The sequence below is a fragment of the Providencia sp. PROV174 genome (assembly GCF_028480685.1).
Classification (GTDB): domain Bacteria; phylum Pseudomonadota; class Gammaproteobacteria; order Enterobacterales; family Enterobacteriaceae; genus Providencia; species Providencia rettgeri.
Map to the genome: position 1 here is coordinate 68,680 of NZ_JAMPOT010000010.1, position 18,864 is coordinate 87,543.

The following is an 18,864-nucleotide window of genomic DNA, read 5'->3' on the forward strand; positions in this document are numbered from 1 at the left end:
AAAACTGATTAAATAACAGATGCGGCTATTCTACGCGAACATGACGCAATAAAGAAATATTCCGAGAACAATTCAGAAAAATAGAAGGTATAGAAGGTTAAAGTAGGCGTGTTTAGTAAAGAAAGGGTTCAACAATAAATAAGGCTATTTAGAGATAATACTAAATAGCCTTTTTGCTCTATAACCGATTAAACTGCACGGAAAGAAATTTCTGTTGGGATTTTATCCCCTTCCCAATACATCAAGGCTGAAATTCCTGAAGCAATTTCACGGTAGATATCGGCAAATTCACCTTCTGGATCACGCATAACAGTAGGCTGGCCACGGTCAAGGTCTTCACGTAAAGAGATATGCAGAGGAACCTGTCCCAATAATTTAGTATGGTATTTTTCTGCTAATTTCTCAGCACCACCGGTACCAAAAATCGGTTCTACATGCCCACAATTGCTGCAAATATGTGCACTCATGTTTTCAACAACACCCAGTACTGGGACATTAACTTTCTTAAACATCACAATGCCTTTCATGGCATCAACCAAGGCAATATCTTGTGGAGTCGTCACCACAACAGCACCGGTTACTGGAATATTTTGAGAAAGCGTCAGCTGGATGTCACCTGTTCCCGGTGGCATATCGATAACTAAGTAATCCAAATCCGGCCATAACGTGTCTTGTAGCATCTGCATCAATGCTTTGCTTGCCATTGGGCCACGCCAAACCATCGCGTTATCATCGGTCACTAAGTAACCGATTGAGTTTGTTGCCAAGCCATACGCCATGATTGGGGCCATATGCTGACCATCTGGGGAGGTTGGGCGCTCTAGTGTTGTGCCTAACATATTTGGAATTGATGGGCCGTAAATATCCGCATCAAGGATCCCCACTTTCGCTCCTTCTTGTGCCAGCGCAAGCGCTAAGTTCACAGAAGTACTGGATTTACCAACACCACCTTTACCCGAACTGACGGCTAAGATATTACGAACACCATTAATACCCGGCAAATCATTTGCACGTTTTAATGTGGTGATGTCATGACGCAGTTTCCATTCAACAGCATGAGCGCCTGTTTGTTGCTTCAATTCAGCGGTTTTTTCGCTAATTAAAGTTTGAAACGGCCCTTTCCAAACGAATGGCATAACTAATTCGACATGCAGCACGTTGTCCAACATTGCGCAATGATGTAACGCTTTGATAGAAATCAAATTACGTTGCAGTGTTGGGTGTGTAAATGAAGCCAAAACTTTGGAGACTTGTTCAGTCAGCAGTTCTGGTTTGTTCTGCTCGGGGGATTTATCGTTCATCCCGGCTCCTTTATTTATATTTTTGAACTAGGTACATCCTGAATAATAAGCTACATAAAATTAAACAGATATACTTTGACTGAGATTAATCATAACAGAGAACACAAAAAATAGTGATTACCCCGCACAGTAAAAACCACAAAGAGGTAAAAATTTCTTTTTCGAACAAATTGCCAATTAATATTTTATACCCCTAGCAGCGATGGTTTTGATCGGTTAACATCAAAGACCCTTTTCAAATAATGGAAGTAAGAAAGTTACTATGTCTCAAGTCGCGAATAAATTACTGGTAACCTGTGCGTTACCCTATGCTAACGGTTCAATCCATCTTGGTCATATCCTGGAACACATTCAGGCTGATATTTGGGTCCGTTATCAGCGAATGCGCGGCAAAGAGGTTCACTTTATCTGTGCCGATGACGCGCACGGAACTCCAATCATGCTTAAAGCTCAACAGCTGGGCGTAACGCCAGAAGAGATGATTGCGGCAGTGAACCAAGAGCATCAGAACGATTTTGCTGGTTTCGCCATTAGTTATGACAACTATCACTCCACACACAGTGAAGAGAACAAAGTATTATCCGAACTAATTTACGGAAAACTGAAAAATAACGGTTTTATTAAAAATCGCACTATTTCACAGCTTTTCGACCCAGAAAAAGGCATGTTCTTACCAGATCGCTTCGTTAAAGGCACTTGTCCAAAATGTAAAGCCGAAGACCAATACGGTGATAACTGCGAAGTGTGTAGCGCAACCTACAGCCCAACAGAGCTGATTAACCCACGTTCAGTGATTTCAGGTGCGACACCTGTCATGCGTGATTCAGAACACTTTTTCTTTGATCTTCCTGCCTTTAGCGACATGCTTCAAGCATGGACTCGCTCAGGTGCACTGCAAGAACAAGTCGCCAATAAAATGCAGGAGTGGTTCGAATCTGGCTTACAACAATGGGATATCACCCGTGATGCGCCTTATTTCGGTTTTGAAATTCCGAATGCGCCGGGTAAATATTTCTATGTCTGGTTAGATGCCCCTATCGGTTATATGGGCTCCTTTAAAAATCTGTGTGATAAACGCGGTGACCTTGACTTTGACGAGTTTTGGAATAAAGATTCGAAAACCGATCTTTACCATTTCATTGGTAAAGATATCGTCTATTTCCACAGCCTGTTCTGGCCTGCCATGTTAGAAGGTAGCCAGTATCGTAAACCAACAAATCTGTTTGTTCATGGTTATGTCACGGTTAATGGGGCAAAAATGTCGAAGTCGCGCGGTACATTTATTACTGCCCGCTCTTACTTAGATCACCTAGATGCCGACTGCTTGCGTTATTATTATGCTGCCAAACTGTCTTCTCGTATCGATGATATCGATTTTAACTTAGAAGATTTCGTACAGCGCGTAAATAGCGATATCGTCAATAAAGTGGTTAACTTGGCATCTCGTAACGCAGGCTTTATTGCTAAACGTTTTGACGGTAAATTGTCGGCAAATCTCGCTGAACCTGAGCTGTACCAACAATTTATTGATGCGGCTAAAGTTATCGGTGAAGATTATAGCAACCGTGAATATAACAAAGCGATCCGTGAAATCATGGCATTAGCCGATATCGCAAACCGCTATGTTGATGAAAAAGCCCCTTGGGTTGTAGCAAAACAAGAAGGTAAAGATCAAGAGCTGCAAGATATTTGCTCGATGGGCATCAATTTGTTCCGCGTTCTGATGACTTACCTGAAACCTGTTTTACCAGGGCTCACTAAGCGTGCTGAAGCTTTCTTAAATAGTGAATTATCATGGGATGCGATTAACACCCCATTATTGAACCACAGCGTCGCACCATTTAAGGCATTGTTTAACCGCATTGAAATGGCAAAAGTGGATGCAATGGTCGAAGCCTCAAAAGAGAGTATCAAACCCGTTCAGCAACTTACGGGGCCGCTAGCCGATGACCCAATTCAAGAAACCATCACCTTTGATGATTTTGCGAAAATTGACCTGCGAATTGCATTAATCAAGCAAGCTGATTTTGTTGAAGGCTCAGACAAGCTACTGAAATTGCGATTGGATATCGGTGGTGAAACACGCCAAGTATTTTCTGGTATTCGCTCCGCTTACCCAGATCCAAAAGCCTTAGAAGGCCGTTTAACCGTGATGGTTGCCAACCTCGCACCTCGTAAAATGCGTTTTGGTGTTTCTGAAGGCATGGTAATGGCTGCTGGCCCTGGTGGTAAAGATATCTTCCTACTCAGCCCTGATAGTGGTGCACAACCCGGTATGCAAGTTAAATAACCCATACTTGCTCTAGTCTGTTATTCATCAAAAGTGGGAAGCTAAATACTTCCCACTTTTTTATTGCCTTTTTATTGTGATCGGTAGCACAATAATAAAGTTAATTGTATGATGAATAGATATTACATTACAGGACCAGTCTCATGTCATTTAAACAGGTACTGATAACGGGATGGCAATATTTGCGAGCTTTCGCAATACTCTACCTTTGCCTGATTATTGGAAACCTTATCTCAACACTACTTCCATTCTCCATCCCTGGCAGCATTGTCGGCATGTTAATTTTATTCATACTGCTTGCGTTACAAATTATCCCCGCGAAGTGGGCACAACCCGGTTGCAGCATTTTGTTGAAAAATATGACCATCCTGTTTGTTCCTATTGGTGTTGGCATAATGAATTACTATGAATTAATCAGCCAACAAATGGTTCCCATCATCGTTTCCTGTGTGGTTAGTACCTTAATCGTTATGGTCGTTGTCGCCATCAGTTCTAACTATATTCATAAGGAACGCCCTGTCGTTGGTGCTCAACCTGATGACGTTCCTTTACCCCCCGAAGAGCCAATTTCTTCGGTCATTAATAATGATAAAACTAAGGGGAATGAATAATGTTAGAACATATTTGGTGGTCATTGCCGCTGACCATTGTGGTGTTTTATTTGGCTCGTAAGCTGTCGACCACATTTAAGTTACCGATTTTAAACCCACTATTAATTACTATTGCGGTATTGATTGCGTTATTGGTCGTGACAAATACTTCTTATGAGCACTATTTTGCAGGTAGCAAAATACTCAATGATTTACTACAACCTGCAGTCGTCGCGCTAGCTTTTCCACTTTACGAACAAATGCACCAAATTCGGGCCCAGTGGAAATCTTTATTAAGCATTTGTTTTGCAGGTAGTTTAGTGGCCATGTTTAGCGGTGCCGCCATCGCACTATGGTTAGGGGCAACCCCTGATATCGCGGGTTCTATTTTGCCTAAATCGGTCACTACCCCTATCGCGATGGCTGTTGCTGATTCGGTTGGTGGGATCCCTGCGATTAGTGCCGCCTGTGTGTTATTTGTTGGGATCTTAGGCGCCATGTTTGGCCATAGCTTATTTGATGTGCTGCGTGTACGAACCCACGCCTCAAGAGGGCTCGCGATGGGAACCGCATCCCACGCCCTAGGAACTGCCCGCTGTGCCGAAGTGAATTACATTGAAGGCGCTTATAGTTCCCTTGCATTGATGACCTGTGGGGTTATCACCTCACTTATTGCCCCATTTATCTTTCCTGTTATTTTACATCTTTTTAGCTAAGCTTAATTCACTAAGCCAATATCCAAGCAAATGAGTAAGAGGAATCCATTAGCCTCTTACTCACTAACACACAGAGAAAACATGAGACACATCTCTCAATTAAAGAATTTGTTTCATATGTTTCATTTAAAATGGTGATTTAAATCACATATTGTTAGGCGCATTATTGAATAGAATAAAAACAATTAATTAGGGAGGTAACACATGCATTCACGATTTAAGGCCGCTTGGGCCGAACTTCCAGAAAAGTTACAGTCGGTACTTAGACCAATCATTGATAATTCTGATTTCCGAGGTATGTTAACAGCGGAACAAGTCAAACAGATTAAAGCTGAAGCAGGTGTAAACGACGCTGAGCTAGCCTTTGCGTTATTGCCTTTCGCTGCGGCTTATGCAATTACTCCAATCTCCCATTTTCACGTTGGTGCAATCGCTTGCGGTGCTAGCGGTAATTTATATTTCGGCGCCAATATGGAATTTAGCCATGTTTCAATGGGGCAAGTGATCCATGCAGAACAGTGTGCAGTGACACACTCTTGGATGAAAGGTGAAACTCAGATTACCTCAATTACCGTGAATTACACACCTTGTGGGCACTGCCGCCAATTTATGAATGAATTGCGTGAAGGCGGTAAAATTATGGTGAACTTACCAGGCCGCACACCCGCAGTACTACACCACTATTTACCCGACTCATTTGGGCCGTCTGACCTCAATATTACTACTTTACTACTCGACCCTGTTGACCATGGCTATAAAAACCAAAGCCGTGACCGGTTATTAAGTGCAGCAATTGAGGCTGCAAACCAATCCCATGCACCTTATAGCCAATCCCATTCAGGAATTGCGTTACAATTAAAAGATGGCTCACTGTTTACCGGACGCTACGCAGAAAATGCCGCATTCAACCCAAGTTTACCGCCACTGCAAGCCGCTTTAATTATGATTAACCTTGCAGGTAAAGATATTCACGCCATCGACCAAGCTAAATTTGTTGAAAAGCAAGATGCGATTATCAAACATTGGTGTGTGACCAAAAATACATTACAGGCACTAGGTTGCCAAAATATTGAATTAGCTTATTTGGATTAATTTGATATTGATTTAAAAGTAACGGTTATTGCTACTAATATGAATAGTCAGCAATAACCGTTTCATGTTATGACAAACCATCATAAATAATTATTTTTATTATTAGCAATTTTATAATACTAATTAAAATTAAAAGAAGCCCCTGACGAATACCCCCTATAACTAAATTCAGGTACACTTGGTATTGAAGGTATTGAGTATCTATCATTAAATGAATTCATTGAGTTATTCATTGATGACATATTGTCTCTTAGCTGACCAACCATGTTCTCGAAATGACGATTATTTTCTATTGTATCCTTAGGAAAGTCTTTAAATCCTGGCGTTCCCGGAAGAACAACGCTTGGGCGTTCTAAATAATGATTTGTTGGTGTTTCATTTTTATCAACTGTTAATCTATCAAACAGATTTGTTGTACGAGGTGCTAATTGTCTATTCGGTTCGACTTTCGGATAAGTGCTTTCCAATATCGATTTCTCTACCCTATTATGTGGATGCTTAATTGGTGGTGTTGATGGCGCTCCTTGATTGATAGGCTGGGTTTTGGTTTGCGATATTTTGCTCTCAACCCCATAAATATCTAAATCGCTTTTAGGGATAACTTTTTTTAATTCATTCACGTAGGCTGCTATATCTTCCTTGAGTGTTATTCCACTTTCTACAAAATAATCACCAAAAACAGCCCCCACTTCTTTTATATTATCAATTGTTAATAATGTCTCCCCCCAATTAACATAATATTTTATCGATTCTATCTTTGGGTTTTTAATTATTTCGAGAAACATTTCGTCACTTAAGAAAATAGAAAACTGAAATTCAGCCTGATCATTACCTGCAGATTTTAACATTTCAAGATGAATTTCTTTATGTCCGCTTTCTGGTAAAATCTGGTAAGGGATTGTTAATGTCCATCCATACCTTGATATACCATTACGTTCAAAAGCATTATAATGAATACGTTGTGTTTCTTGTGATGTTAAATCTCCCTTTATAACCCCATCACTATCACTTCGTGATATAAATGTTAAAATAGTTTCTTCTGCCAAATCCAATTTTAATTTATCCAAAATAATTTTACTTTCATTTATTCCATTTTTTTCCAACTCTGTATCTATAAAATTACTTGCAACCTTTCCAGATAAAGATTGTTCTTTAATCAATCCATTTGCAATAACAGCGTATTTGGAACCTTCACTTTCCAAATAATCATAAATAACTTCAGACTTTTGTATTTTTTTAAACTCCTCATATATTCTAATAGCATCATCTTTTTTCGTAACAAACTCATCAGTATAATTACCAACTGACCTTTTTCTCCTTCTATTTTTAATATCTTTTTCCAACACCTCTAATTTGATTTTATTTTTCAAATCAATCTTATCAGAGTAAAATAATTCATTTTCTTGATAGTTTATTAAATCATACACATTCCCTATTTTAATATCCATTTCATCTTTGTATTTAACATACTTCATATGAACAGTATATATTAAATCACAAAGATATTTATCTTTTAATATTATATCTTTCTGCTCTTCAATTAACTCACACCCCCTTTAATACATAAATAGATTATAGTTATTTTTCAAGTACCACGCTATAGGAGTACCTTTTTTATTAGTATATTTATCATAAATATCCAATAGGGAATTTATAGTTTTAAAATAATGAATCACTTGGCCTTTGAATGAATCACTATTATTTAATTTACTATCCCAATACTCCCCTCTTTCTTCAGTAGTAAAAAATAACATTGCTATATTAGTATCCCAATATCCCATAAACATATTATTTTTTTCTAAAACATGCATATAGTGCTTATAAATATCCTCACTAGATATATTTATAAACCCTCTTTTATCCATATTATTTTTAAACTTACTTTCTATTAACACCATGTACTCTTTAGCTAAATCCTGTTGAACCCTATATAATATTCCTCTTAAATACATGTATTTCAGTTCATCACTATAAACATCTAAACCATAATTAAAGTATAATCGGCTTAAGAAACTATGCTCATTATAACTCCCAGGCGCCGTTAATGAATACCTATCCCCCTTGTCAGCAAGATATCTGTAAAACGCTTCCAAATATCCTTCATTTAAAATAGCCTTCAAATTTACAACATCATTATAATTAATTGAAAAACTAGCCATATCTTTACTCATAATATTCATCCTTAATAAAATCAATCACAAAAACCTTAGTTTCTTTCATTATATCTCTCCATTTTTTATGTTTATCAAAACTAAACCTAACCTCTGCTAGTATTCTCACTTCCAATATTGAAAAACTCATATTACAACTTAAATATTTATTTTCTAATGGTAGCCATAAGCATTCTAAGATAGCAATAACTTCATTTTCATTTTCGAACCAAAAAAAAGTTCTTTTCTTTTGAGTTCTTTCTCCACTATATAGTTTTTCAGATATATTATATTCATCAAAATAGTCAACATATTGAAGTTCGGAATCATCGTCATAAAATATTTGACTTCGCTTTCCTAAATATGATGCATTTAGATAATTTCTCATTTTTTGTGTTAATGAATAATCTTTCTATCGAATTGGTCTCAATATAATTCTTATCGTTTTTTCATCTATTTCAAGGTGGATTTTTTTTTGGAATCAACACTTGTCATATAAGGCCAATGCGTTATTAATGTTAACTCTCTAAAATTAGCATCGCATCCTTCTTTATTTTCAATAAACCTTGGGTCAAAATAGCTATACCCTTCATATTCAGCAAATGGAAAAACATACTCGCTAGGAACTTCTATAATATTCTTATTAAACTGCCCACAGACAAAGCCCGGTCTATTTTCTGCACAAACATTTATAGAAATTAATAATAGAAATACATTAGCAATCAACTTAAATATATACCTGATAAAAACACCAAATTCCATAATTTCGCCTATTGAACTAATTTAATAACAATTAAATTATAAAAACTAGAATAATAAAATATAATTTCTAATCATGATTTAAATGATATAATTACGCGATCGAGTCTATTAAGCCATCTTTTGCTTTTTTCGATCTTATCTAAATCCGATACATCTTTCATTTTATTCCAAAGAAATAAAAATACTTTTTTTTCACTTTCATGGGAATCATTCGCCAATGCATTTAGCATGTCATCCCAAATTTTTTGATTAGTTTCATGATCTAAGACATCAAAAACATCTGCAAAGAACCAAGCATCAAAGGGCATGTCACAGGCTGCAAATGCTTTTTTATTTATTTCAGCAGCCTCTTGATAACTAATATCCCTGCGAGTCGTAGTACTGCCATTTTCAAAACGTTTTAAAAGCACTTCTAGATGAGCTAATGCGTGTTCATAATGGTATTTATTAAAATCTTTATTTGATAATGGTTTATTATATTCAACCATCACTTGCTTCATATATTCTCTAATCAAAATAATAAAAATACCTATTTCTTTCTTACTATTATAAGAATTTTCAATATTATCTGATTTTACTTTCTCTTTTTTGTTTATTAAAAAGCCATTTCCATATGACAGATTGCAAAGAGAAATAATCAATAATATGAATATTATTAATATGTTTTTAATTTTCATCTATGATTTACCCCAAGATTGAAATATAAATTAATAACCCTAAGCTAAAACAGTTAAAAACATGCAGCAATATATGATATTTGAAAATATAATTTCGCTTACAGTAAACTAATTTTTTCACTCACTAACTCATTAAAAATAGAGAAAAAAACATTAAGAAAATTTATCCATAAGGAAGTTAAATCATTGTTTAAAAACCCGTTGAGATAAAAAGAATTCATTCATACTTGGCTAAGCGTGATCTACCCACCGTAATGAGTACACCATTGACGGCTTTCATTCCCTTTCGCGCATAAACTCCTTATCATATGCACAATATTTTTCAGTAAATTTTTTAACGCTTTTTTATCATTATTTACTGTACATATTTGCTGTTTAGCTTAGGATCTACCCTGACTTTGTTGATTAATCGTCCGAAGAGTGATATTTCATGGAACATGAATACGAAACAAAACGCCCTCTCTATATACCCTACGCTGGCCCAATTTTGCTTGAATTCCCTTTACTGAATAAAGGAAGCGCCTTCACTGAAGAAGAGCGCGCAAATTTCAACTTACATGGTTTGCTCCCTGAGCAAGTTGAAACCATCGAAGAGCAAGTTGAACGCGCCTATCGCCAATTGATTGATTTTAAATCAGATATTGATAAACACATTTATCTGCGTAATATTCAAGACACCAACGAAACCTTATTTTATCGCTTGATTGATGCTCACCTCACTGAAGTAATGCCTATTATTTATACCCCAACCGTGGGTGAAGCTTGTGAGCATTTCTCTGACATTTATCGCCGTGCACGTGGTTTATTTATTTCTTATCCAAACCGCGCACATATCGATGACATGCTGCAAAACGCCACTAAACAAAATGTGAAGGTGATTGTGGTCACCGATGGTGAGCGCATTTTAGGTCTCGGTGACCAAGGTATTGGTGGTATGGGTATCCCAATTGGTAAGCTATCCCTGTATACCGCATGTGGGGGTATCAGCCCTGCTTATACCTTACCTATTGTTATTGATGTGGGGACCAATAACCCACAACGTCTGAATGACCCTCTATATATGGGATGGCGTCACCCGCGTATTACCGGTGATGAATACAACGAATTCCTTGATGAATTTGTTCAAGCCGTTAAACGCCGCTGGCCAAACGTATTATTGCAATTTGAAGATTTCGCACAGAAAAATGCGATGCCTTTATTAACCCGTTATCGTGATGAGCTATGCTGTTTCAATGATGATATTCAAGGCACCGCGTCAGTTGCATTAGGTAGCTTAATTGCCGCCAGCCATGCCGCAGGCAGTAAGCTAAGTGACCAACGCGTGACTTTCTTGGGTGCCGGCTCTGCGGGTTGCGGTATTGCAGAACAAATTATCGCCCAAATGAAATCTGAAGGGTTAAGCGACGAAGAAGCGCGTTCGCGCATTTATATGGTTGACCGCTTTGGTTTATTAACCGATAAACTGCCTAACTTACTCGATTTCCAAGCCAAATTAACCCAAAACAGTGGAAACTTAACCGAATGGGATGTTAACAGTGACTCAATTTCACTGTTAGATGTCGTACGCAATGCCAAACCAACCATATTGATTGGTGTGTCTGGCCAAGCTGGGTTATTCACAGAAGAAATCATTAAAGAGATGCATAAGCACTGTGAACGCCCTATTGTGATGCCGTTATCTAACCCAACATCACGTGTTGAAGCTCGCCCTGAAGACATTATCAATTGGACTGATGGCAAGGCCTTAGTCGCAACAGGAAGTCCATTTAGCCCAGTGTCTTACAAAGACCAAGTGTTCCCAATTGCACAATGTAACAACTCCTATATCTTCCCGGGTATTGGTCTTGGTGTGATTGCCTCTGGTGCTAAACGAGTCACTGATGGCATGTTAATGGCCGCCAGCCGTGCTCTCGCCAGCTGTTCACCACTAGCCAAAAATGGCGAAGGTGCGCTATTGCCTCTACTATCTGATATCCAAGATGTTTCACGCATTATTGCTAAACAAGTGGCAAAAGAAGCACAAGTTCAAGGTGTGGCAACGGTCACTTCGGATAGCGCGCTTGATGAAGCTATTGAGCGTAATTTCTGGAAGCCTGAGTACCGTACCTATAAACGAACTTCGTTTTAATTACTCATAATTCCATTGAAAAGAGCTCTTTAGAGCTCCTGAGGTTGTTGACAAAGCGGGATAAAAGCGTGGTTTTTCCCGCTTTGTGTTATCAACCGAAAATCAATAAATTGATTTTCCTCATTTATTTTCAAAACCTATCAGACTTGCCGCTCTTTAGAGCTCTTTTTTTTGTTTTTTATGACCCCTACAAAATGATATTTGCATTCTCAGATAATGATAAATTGCGCTAAACAAATCACTTATTTAAGATAACGGCCATGACTGATTAATAGGATATTGACATGACTGGCGACCTCAATGCTGCTATTCCACAGAAACATAAGTTTTCCCTATGGGCAATAGCCCTAACGCTTTTTATTGCAGTGCTGAATATTGTTGTTTATTTTTACCAGCTCAATTATGCCGCCCCACTCGATTCCCAAGAAAATAATTTATTGCTATTCGGTGCCAATGTTTACCAACTTTCATTAACTGGGGATTGGTGGCGTTATCCAGTCAGTATGGTATTGCACTCAGGCGGTATGCACCTTGCTTTAAATACGTTGGCCTTGTTTGTTATTGGGATTGAATGCGAACGTACCTATGGGAAATTTAGGATGCTTGCGATATACCTATTTTCAGGTATTGGCGCAGCATTTTTTAGTGCTTATTGGCAATATAGCGAAGCCATTAAGGAAGCAGCAAGCCGAGCATCAATGAATACATGGAACAGTTTATATTTACCTGATAATACGGTGTATATCACTGTTGGCATTGGTGCATCTGGCGCCATTATGGGATTAGCTGCAGCTTCTGTCATTGATTTATTAAAAAGAATTAATCACCCCAACCTTTCTCTTGAAGAACGTAACCAATTAAAACGCCCGCTATATAATATTATTGGGATGATTGCGTTAACGCTCATCAATGGATTACAGTCAGGTATTGATAACGCAGCTCATATTGGTGGCGCAATACTCGGTGTGGTTATCAGTGGCGCTTTTGTACTTGCCCCCCATGCAACAGCTCGAGCAAAACTGCTGTCTAGTAGCTTAATTACACTTATAGCCGCCGCCTTACTCGCTATTACACTCAGCCAGTTTTCTTCCTTACAAGACGAAGACCTGAACTATGAGCGCCAGTTTATTTACCAAGAAATGACAAAAGAGCTTAATCAGCGATAAACGCACCGTTTTTAGTGAAGAGTCAATCCTATTATTAACAACATCAATAATAGGACTCATGACCCTAGAAGGTGAATAAATTCATTGTCATCATTACTGCACTACAGGTAATTAATAACAATGTAATGTATTGAAAGGTGCGTTCAGATAAACGGATCAGTAAATATTTAGCCAGTGGCATCACAATCAATGCCCCTGCACACAATATCAGCGCCAATTTTAAATCTGTATAGCCGTCTTGCGCATAGGCTAAAGCAGAGGAACCGGATAACACGGTTGTCACAAAAATCGATGTACCAATTGCTTGCTTAATATTCAGTTGCATATAGCGCAATAACATAGGGAGAACAACCACACCACCACCAACACCCGTTGCTCCAAGTACAACACCTGCCAAGATAGCCGGCACAGCCATGGATTTTAGCTGGTCCCCTTTTGCTGTTTCTTGTTTGATGATCGAAACAAAAAACATTCGCTGAATAAATAAATAGAGAGAAAAGATAATGGCAGCAGCCACTAACAGATTAATACCCCACTCAACTTGTTTTTCATACCCCGGTAATCCCCCTAGCCATGTCACAAACAAACTAGAGAGAAAGGTGCTCGGTAACATAACCGCTAACACAATCATTGCCCCTTTAAAGGGAATATTGCCTAGTCGAAAATGCATATAAGAAGAAGAAACCTTCATTAACATCGAAAGAAAATTCGCAGTGGCTACTGCCGCTAATGCATTTAGCCCAAAAAAATAGGTCAGTATCGGTAATACAATCACACCACCACCGACACCCGTTGTGCTAATAATCAGCCCAATCAGTGCACCTATCGCTAACTCCGTTACAATCATTAACTCTTGCCTTGTATCAGTGCTCGTCGCCCTTTTTGTAATGCTTCATTTGCATCACTATCTGCTAACGTGAGGTATTTAAAAAATAATGTATCGAAAGTAATCATCTGCAACACTTGGGGGGTGATGATGCCTAATTGGGAATGTTGCTCATCATAAAAATAAGGCAAGGCGAAATCCGCTAACTTCATCGCTTCATCTTGGCCAAAACGCGTCAGTGCGACTGTCGGGCATCCGGTTTCTTTTGCAGAGCGAAGCATACTATTGATTTCTTGAGTATTTCCACGTGCCGTTACCGCAATAGCAAGGTCTTCTGGCCCCAAATTTGCCGAGTAACTTAGCTGAACATGCAAATCATAACTAAACAGTGCATGTTTATTAATGCGAATTAATTTATGGAAAATATCACTGGCAACAATAGCTGAAGACCCGACACCAAACAGCACAATACGTTTGGCCTGGTACATTTTTTGCGCAATCGTATCCACAACGGGTGGCTCAAGTAAATCCAGTGATTTTTCAATAGCCGAAATAAACATGTGCCCCGTTTTAGCGATAATCTGAGAAGTATCATCGTGGCGACTCAGATTACCGTATAGACTTTCGGCTTTGTGTTGCTTTTCATCCGACAAATAATCGACTTTAAATTCAGGATAGCCACGGTACCCCATTTGGCGTGAAAAGCGGATAACAGAAGCACTACTGACCCCAGCCGCCTGTGCCAATTCCGCTGCATTCATCGCGATAAGACTTTCGCGGTTATCCAGCAAAAATGTGGCAATACGTTGTTCTGTGCCTTTACCGCGTGTCTGCAAGCTTTCCAGTTTTACCGTCAGTGTCGACATGGCTATTCCTTCTAATTATTTTTCTGGATCAGTGAAGCCTATTATCATACTGGCAATGAACCCGACAATCCATGCACCCGCAACAGCAATTAAAAAATCCAATATTTGGCCATCACCCACTAATGGAATTAATGATAACCCGGCAGTACCAAATGGAATGATGATCCCGACATGGAAGAACGCCATTAGTGCGCCACCAGCTGCACCACCAATACAACCTGCAATGAATGGTTTACCCAATGGCAATGACACACCGAATAATAACGGTTCGCCGACACCAAAAATACCAACAGGTAATGCACCGACTAAGGTTTTCTTCAGGCGTTGGTTTTTGGTTTTTAAATAAACCCAGAAACACGAACCCACTTGCCCCATTCCCCCCATGGCTAAAATTGGGAATAAGTAATTCAAGCCAAAGGTTTGTAAAATTTCAGCATGAATTGGGATCAGGCCTTGGTGTAAACCCGTTAATAATAAGAATAAGAAACTACCGCCTAAAATACCGCCCGTCGCCACGGCGCCACCGCCACTATTTAATAAAGCAACAGAAACGCCTTGCGCTAAAATTTGATTTAAGTAATGCCCTGCGGGTTGGAATACCACAATTGCCACCATCGCTGAGACTAAAATAGTCACAAATGGCGTCACGATGAGGTCTAAACTTTCTTTAATGATACTTCTAAACCACACTTCAAATTTAGAAGAGAAAACGACCACCATAAGCACTGCAAAAATCCCTCCACTACCTGGGACTAACTTCGAGCCAAATAAGGTGATATCCGCTAAACCTGGCATCGAAAGTAACCCAGCCATGACCGCACCAATTGAGGTAGACGCACCAAGCTCTTTCGCGGTATTCACCCCAATCATAATTGAAAGATAAACAAAAACTGCACTGCCAATCAATTTTAATAACTTAAATAATTCAGGGAATTGTTCAACAACGCCGGGTGCCACTAAACGCACAATATTGATCAGCCCCATAATCAAACCACAACCAATCAGTGCAGGAATGGTTGGAACAAAAATGGCGGCCAACGTATTTAGCATACGTCGTATGGAAAACGCTTTTTTCTCTGCTGGTGCTGCACTTTCCGTTATCGCAGAGGTACTACCTTGCATGCGTTTGTTCATCACCGAAAAGACTTTCGCTGCGGTTCCCATTCCAACAATCACTTGTTGTTGCTCACCATTGAAAATAACGCCTTTTACACCCTCAATTTGTTTCAAAGCTTCAGCATCGAATTTACTGTTATCTTTTAAAACTAAACGGATACGCGTCATACAGTGAGTTAATGTTGCCACGTTCTCAAAGCCGCCCGCATATTTTTCTATTTCTCTGGCGAGTACTTCCAGATGTTCTATCTTATTAGCCATATGATTCCCCTGATGTTGACTGAGCCAGTAAACCCGCTCTTCATCACGCTATCCCATTACTTAACGGTGATTGCTAACATGCTGTCCAAGGTGGTATGTGGATGCTGTTGAACAATATCCGTTGCTTGCTGTGCATTAATCTGTAGCTCATGCATTAAAATTGCACGTCGAGGATGATAATCCACTTGTGCCAATAACCCTGCTGCGGTGTGTTCATCTATACCGCAAACTTCACTAACAATCCGTTCTGCGCGGCGCAGTAATTTGATATTACTGGCAACGACATCAACCATTAAATTAGTATGAATACGACCTAATCGCCCCATTACACAGGTACTTAGCATGCCTAAAATCATTTTTTGTGCAGTACCGCTTTTCATGCGAGTTGAACCCGATAACACTTCAGGGCCAACATCGGGTGCAATCGCCAATTTTGCGACATCACTAACTAACCCTCGGCCTCGCGTGGTAATAGCCACCGTTAACGCACCGATTTCATTGGCGTATTCAATACCCGCTAAAGTAAATGGTGTACGTCCGCTGGCAGCGATACCCACCACGACATCTTTTGCACAAAGCTGGCGCTTTTTAAGCTCATCAATCGCTGATTCTGCTGAATCTTCAATATTTTCAACTGCTTTTAGCATTGCATCTTGGCCACCCGCAATAATCGACTGTACCATTTCAGACGAAGTACCAAATGTTGGTGGGCATTCTGCACTGTCTAACACGGCTAGCCTGCCGCTGGTACCTGCCCCAATGTAAAACAAGCGTCCACCTTGCTTTAAGCACTCAGCAACAGCATCAACCACTTGGGCAATCGCAGGTAGAACGGCCTGAATAGCACCTGCAACCGTACTATCTGCTTGGTTAATAACTTTCACCATAGAGAGTGTATCCAAACGTGAAAACTGTTGCGTTTCCTGATTGAATTCATTGTGTAGACAGTCACTCAGAGTATTTTCGGCTAGAGACATTCAAACGCCCTCATGAAATTTAATTTCATTAAAAAATACATTAAATGAATTTTTATTTCAATTTAAATCACTGCGATTTCATACAACTTAATTGCAGGTTATGATCTTTCTCACAATAATACGTTTGTATTGAAAAGCTACCGGTGACAAAAGCCACCGGCGATAATGCTATTTTACGAACTTGCAGGTTCCGAAGGCTGATGGGATGTGAAAATCAGGTTTAACAGAATCAGGCTTGATCCAGCTAATCCATTTACGCACTTGCTTAGGTTCGCCCGCACTGAACTCTCCGCGCAAAATGGCACACATTAGTGTCTGTTTGTCCGCGTCTTGCCATAAATTGAGTTTAGTAAATTCATCTAAATCAATTTTTCCTGTTAATACATAACCATTTGGCGTTATTTCACCCACCGTTTGTAATGTTTCCCAATTCCAACTTGGGTCAACTTCACGATAATAATTAGCTTTTGCATCGAAAGTGCGCCCTTTCGGGTCCATTTCAGCCGTATAATAAGGTTTTAATTCAGGGCTAGTCGTGAAAAAAAGTTCAACACGATCAGAATCTAATACTGCTTGGTCTTTATCTTGGTTATCACCTAGCTGAATATCTTTATCATCTGCAATAAAGCGGAAATATAATGCGTCATCACTCCACAGAGCACGAAAATCTGTTTTGGGAGCCGTTTCCTTTTCCCATGGGTAAGTAAAATCGGTTAATACTTCTGCTTGTTCCCAGACTTCCGTACTTTTCGTCGCATCATTGAGTGATTTTAACTGATTGGTGTGATTGATTTGGTACTCTTTCGCTGCCACACTCGCTGTAACAAGTACGGCACTTGTGGCTAGTAATGTCGTTAGCTTCATACTTTCCTCACCTATCTGATTAAAAATCTGTTATTCACAAAAAACCATTAAAGAAATAATATTTCACCGCAAATATAAAATATAGAATTAAAATTTCATAATATATAGCTTCATTCTATAAAAACTATCATGATGTGAAGCTGCTCACTCTTTAATAAGAATGTGATTTATCTTTTTCATCCAATTTCTGATTAATTTTGATTCAATTATTAGGCTTAATATTAGTCAACCCCGATTGTAATGTAGACATTGACATGATTTTACGTTACGCGACTTGCGTCACTAATTTAAGTCAAGTAGCCTAGAGACACTGGCCTATTGAGGCCAACAATTTCAAAATTATGACTCTTTATTATCAAGGCTAGGACATGAGGAAACGTCTGTTTTTTGGTCTTATTATTCTTGCAGGGATCGCATTTACGACCATAATGTTGCTTGATCGCTGGATAAGCTGGGATACCGCCCCCTATATCTATGAAGATGTAGAAAAATTGCCTGCGCGCGATGTCGGCATGGTACTTGGCACATCCAAATATTATGCCTCTGGTGTTAATAACCTCTACTATACCTATCGCATTAAAGGCGCAGCTGAGGCATACCACAGTGGAAAAGTTAAATATTTACTTCTCAGTGGTGATAATGGCGCACATAATTACAATGAGCCAATCAACATGCGCAAAGATTTAATTAAAGAAGGGGTTCCAGCCTCTAAAATTGTGCTCGATTTCGCTGGCTTTAGGACATTAGACTCAGTGGTACGTACTAAAAAAGTGTTTGATACCGATAATTTTACGATTATTACCCAGCGTTTTCATTGTGAACGAGCGGTCTTTATCGCCAAACATAAAGGTATTGATGCACAGTGTTTAGCGGTTCCGACACCTTCTGGAATGTATAAAGTGAGAGTACGCGAAGTGTTTGCACGGCTAGGAGCTTTGGCGGATTTATATATTTTAAAACGCGAACCTAAATTTTTAGGTGAGCAAGAATCTATCCCTGCTCCTATTAAAATGCCTGAAGGAATTAAAGGCTATCCAGCGGTTTCACCGGATGAAGTCAATAAATTGAATTAGATCTATAAG

18 protein-coding genes are annotated in these 18,864 nt (G+C 39.1%); 7 read left to right on the plus strand and 11 right to left on the minus strand.

Features of this window, described 5'->3' with window-relative positions:
* Nucleotides 1-188 precede the first annotated feature (188 nt).
* Nucleotides 189-1,301, minus strand: coding sequence for an iron-sulfur cluster carrier protein ApbC (apbC, locus tag PSE60_RS10450; RefSeq protein WP_004256506.1), 1,113 nt, complete (start codon nt 1,299-1,301; stop codon nt 189-191).
* Between the two features lie 262 nt (nt 1,302-1,563).
* Here apbC and metG point away from each other — a divergent pair, with 262 nt between their 5' ends.
* The 4 genes from metG (at nt 1,564) to cdd (ending at nt 5,989) form a co-directional block, all read left to right on the plus strand.
* A complete protein-coding gene (gene metG, locus PSE60_RS10455; protein ID WP_272665371.1) occupies nt 1,564-3,591 on the plus strand; it encodes a methionine--tRNA ligase in 2,028 nt (675 codons plus the stop codon).
* A gap of 143 nt (nt 3,592-3,734) precedes the next feature.
* On the plus strand, nt 3,735-4,202 hold the full coding sequence (locus PSE60_RS10460) for a CidA/LrgA family protein (RefSeq protein WP_125893324.1): 468 nt from the start codon (nt 3,735-3,737) through the stop codon (nt 4,200-4,202).
* Nucleotides 4,202-4,897, plus strand: coding sequence for a CidB/LrgB family autolysis modulator (locus PSE60_RS10465; RefSeq protein WP_102138398.1), 696 nt, complete (start codon nt 4,202-4,204; stop codon nt 4,895-4,897). Before PSE60_RS10460 ends, PSE60_RS10465 begins: the two co-directional genes overlap by 1 nt.
* 204 nt (nt 4,898-5,101) lie before the next feature.
* Nucleotides 5,102-5,989 (plus strand): cytidine deaminase, encoded by an 888-nt coding sequence (cdd, locus tag PSE60_RS10470; RefSeq protein WP_272665373.1) that lies wholly within the window; start codon nt 5,102-5,104, stop codon nt 5,987-5,989.
* A gap of 119 nt (nt 5,990-6,108) precedes the next feature.
* Here the strand turns inward: cdd and PSE60_RS10475 are convergent, their stop codons facing one another.
* The 5 genes from PSE60_RS10475 to PSE60_RS10495 form a co-directional block, all read right to left on the minus strand.
* Nucleotides 6,109-7,437, minus strand: coding sequence for a hypothetical protein (locus PSE60_RS10475; RefSeq protein WP_272665374.1), 1,329 nt, complete (start codon nt 7,435-7,437; stop codon nt 6,109-6,111).
* 108 nt (nt 7,438-7,545) lie between these two features.
* The gene (locus tag PSE60_RS10480; RefSeq protein ID WP_272575598.1) at nt 7,546-8,160 is read right to left on the minus strand and encodes a hypothetical protein; all 615 of its coding nucleotides are present in this window, start codon (nt 8,158-8,160) and stop codon (nt 7,546-7,548) included.
* A complete protein-coding gene (locus tag PSE60_RS10485; protein WP_272665375.1) occupies nt 8,153-8,527 on the minus strand; it encodes a hypothetical protein in 375 nt (124 codons plus the stop codon). The genes PSE60_RS10480 and PSE60_RS10485 overlap by 8 nt, the downstream gene beginning before the upstream one ends.
* 65 nt (nt 8,528-8,592) lie before the next feature.
* Nucleotides 8,593-8,901 carry a hypothetical protein gene (locus PSE60_RS10490; protein ID WP_272665376.1) on the minus strand — a complete coding sequence of 103 codons (309 nt, stop codon included), beginning with the start codon at nt 8,899-8,901 and terminating at the stop codon, nt 8,593-8,595.
* Between the two features lie 71 nt (nt 8,902-8,972).
* A complete protein-coding gene (locus PSE60_RS10495) occupies nt 8,973-9,578 on the minus strand; it encodes a hypothetical protein (protein ID WP_272665377.1) in 606 nt (201 codons plus the stop codon).
* Nucleotides 9,579-10,008: 430 nt separating this feature from the next.
* Here PSE60_RS10495 and PSE60_RS10500 point away from each other — a divergent pair, with 430 nt between their 5' ends.
* Complete coding sequence (locus tag PSE60_RS10500; RefSeq protein ID WP_272665378.1) at nt 10,009-11,706, plus strand: NAD-dependent malic enzyme; 1,698 nt, start codon at nt 10,009-10,011, stop codon at nt 11,704-11,706.
* Between the two features lie 284 nt (nt 11,707-11,990).
* Nucleotides 11,991-12,872 carry a rhomboid family intramembrane serine protease gene (locus PSE60_RS10505; protein ID WP_272665379.1) on the plus strand — a complete coding sequence of 294 codons (882 nt, stop codon included), beginning with the start codon at nt 11,991-11,993 and terminating at the stop codon, nt 12,870-12,872.
* Nucleotides 12,873-12,936: 64 nt separating this feature from the next.
* On the opposite strand, the gene PSE60_RS10510 is transcribed toward PSE60_RS10505, so the two are convergent.
* The 5 genes from PSE60_RS10510 to PSE60_RS10530 form a co-directional block, all read right to left on the minus strand.
* The gene (locus tag PSE60_RS10510) at nt 12,937-13,719 is read right to left on the minus strand and encodes a sulfite exporter TauE/SafE family protein (protein WP_272665380.1); all 783 of its coding nucleotides are present in this window, start codon (nt 13,717-13,719) and stop codon (nt 12,937-12,939) included.
* Nucleotides 13,719-14,564 (minus strand): MurR/RpiR family transcriptional regulator, encoded by an 846-nt coding sequence (locus tag PSE60_RS10515; protein ID WP_004909230.1) that lies wholly within the window; start codon nt 14,562-14,564, stop codon nt 13,719-13,721. Before PSE60_RS10515 ends, PSE60_RS10510 begins: the two co-directional genes overlap by 1 nt.
* 15 nt (nt 14,565-14,579) lie before the next feature.
* Nucleotides 14,580-15,941 carry a PTS transporter subunit EIIC gene (locus PSE60_RS10520; protein ID WP_272665381.1) on the minus strand — a complete coding sequence of 454 codons (1,362 nt, stop codon included), beginning with the start codon at nt 15,939-15,941 and terminating at the stop codon, nt 14,580-14,582.
* Between the two features lie 56 nt (nt 15,942-15,997).
* Nucleotides 15,998-16,918: an N-acetylmuramic acid 6-phosphate etherase gene (gene murQ / locus PSE60_RS10525; protein WP_272665382.1), complete on the minus strand. Its 921-nt coding sequence runs from the start codon at nt 16,916-16,918 to the stop codon at nt 15,998-16,000.
* A 168-nt stretch (nt 16,919-17,086) separates the two neighbouring features.
* Nucleotides 17,087-17,782: a carbohydrate-binding family 9-like protein gene (locus tag PSE60_RS10530; protein ID WP_210836107.1), complete on the minus strand. Its 696-nt coding sequence runs from the start codon at nt 17,780-17,782 to the stop codon at nt 17,087-17,089.
* Between the two features lie 368 nt (nt 17,783-18,150).
* Between PSE60_RS10530 and sanA the strand changes: the two genes are divergently transcribed.
* Nucleotides 18,151-18,855, plus strand: a complete 705-nt coding sequence (gene sanA / locus PSE60_RS10535; RefSeq protein WP_272665383.1) for an outer membrane permeability protein SanA — start codon at nt 18,151-18,153, stop codon at nt 18,853-18,855.
* Nucleotides 18,856-18,864 lie beyond the last annotated feature (9 nt).

Bases quoted from the DNA above. Each gene is read 5' to 3' on its own strand.
- PSE60_RS10490 (WP_272665376.1), bottom strand. From the start codon at position 8,901: ATGGAATTTGGTGTTTTTATCAGGTATATATTTAAGTTGATTGCTAAT.
- sanA (WP_272665383.1), top strand. From the start codon at position 18,151: ATGAGGAAACGTCTGTTTTTTGGTCTTATTATTCTTGCAGGGATCGCA.
- PSE60_RS10485 (WP_272665375.1), bottom strand. From the start codon at position 8,527: ATGAGAAATTATCTAAATGCATCATATTTAGGAAAGCGAAGTCAAATA.
- PSE60_RS10465 (WP_102138398.1), top strand. From the start codon at position 4,202: ATGTTAGAACATATTTGGTGGTCATTGCCGCTGACCATTGTGGTGTTT.
- PSE60_RS10460 (WP_125893324.1), top strand. From the start codon at position 3,735: ATGTCATTTAAACAGGTACTGATAACGGGATGGCAATATTTGCGAGCT.
- PSE60_RS10520 (WP_272665381.1), bottom strand. From the start codon at position 15,941: ATGGCTAATAAGATAGAACATCTGGAAGTACTCGCCAGAGAAATAGAA.
- murQ (WP_272665382.1), bottom strand. From the start codon at position 16,918: ATGTCTCTAGCCGAAAATACTCTGAGTGACTGTCTACACAATGAATTC.
- PSE60_RS10515 (WP_004909230.1), bottom strand. From the start codon at position 14,564: ATGTCGACACTGACGGTAAAACTGGAAAGCTTGCAGACACGCGGTAAA.
- apbC (WP_004256506.1), bottom strand. From the start codon at position 1,301: ATGAACGATAAATCCCCCGAGCAGAACAAACCAGAACTGCTGACTGAA.
- PSE60_RS10510 (WP_272665380.1), bottom strand. From the start codon at position 13,719: ATGATTGTAACGGAGTTAGCGATAGGTGCACTGATTGGGCTGATTATT.
- PSE60_RS10475 (WP_272665374.1), bottom strand. From the start codon at position 7,437: ATGGATATTAAAATAGGGAATGTGTATGATTTAATAAACTATCAAGAA.
- PSE60_RS10500 (WP_272665378.1), top strand. From the start codon at position 10,009: ATGGAACATGAATACGAAACAAAACGCCCTCTCTATATACCCTACGCT.
- cdd (WP_272665373.1), top strand. From the start codon at position 5,102: ATGCATTCACGATTTAAGGCCGCTTGGGCCGAACTTCCAGAAAAGTTA.
- PSE60_RS10480 (WP_272575598.1), bottom strand. From the start codon at position 8,160: ATGAGTAAAGATATGGCTAGTTTTTCAATTAATTATAATGATGTTGTA.
- metG (WP_272665371.1), top strand. From the start codon at position 1,564: ATGTCTCAAGTCGCGAATAAATTACTGGTAACCTGTGCGTTACCCTAT.
- PSE60_RS10495 (WP_272665377.1), bottom strand. From the start codon at position 9,578: ATGAAAATTAAAAACATATTAATAATATTCATATTATTGATTATTTCT.
- PSE60_RS10505 (WP_272665379.1), top strand. From the start codon at position 11,991: ATGACTGGCGACCTCAATGCTGCTATTCCACAGAAACATAAGTTTTCC.
- PSE60_RS10530 (WP_210836107.1), bottom strand. From the start codon at position 17,782: ATGAAGCTAACGACATTACTAGCCACAAGTGCCGTACTTGTTACAGCG.